1 pseudogene is annotated in these 323 nt (G+C 48.3%); it reads left to right on the top strand.

Annotated elements, in window-relative coordinates:
* Nucleotides 1-11 precede the first annotated feature (11 nt).
* Nucleotides 12-323, top strand: a pseudogene (locus tag Q4528_RS13150) (hypothetical protein); the annotation flags it as partial.

Below are 323 nucleotides of genomic sequence, written 5' to 3' on the forward strand. Positions count from 1 at the left end.
GCCTAAATCCGATCCGTGCTGGCTTTAGAGTATCTGAACGTGAGCGTTTAAACATGGGCTTAGACCAAGTAGACGCCCACTCTAGCGCACAAACCGACGACGCCCTTGTGCAGCTAAAAATCAGCGATAGCCGAACCTACCCAGAAAACGGCCAGTTAGATTTCATCGACAATCGAATTGATTTGCAAACAGGCACCATTGCCATTAGCGCTCAGTTTAACAACCCTCAGCAACAAGTGCTGCCAGGCCAATATGTTGAAGTAAAACTGACGAGCCACGCATCGCTTGAAGCATTAGTCATCCCTAGACGTGCAGTACAAAGT

This window comes from Staphylococcus pasteuri (assembly GCF_030547725.1).
GTDB lineage: Bacteria > Bacillota > Bacilli > Staphylococcales > Staphylococcaceae > Staphylococcus > Staphylococcus pasteuri.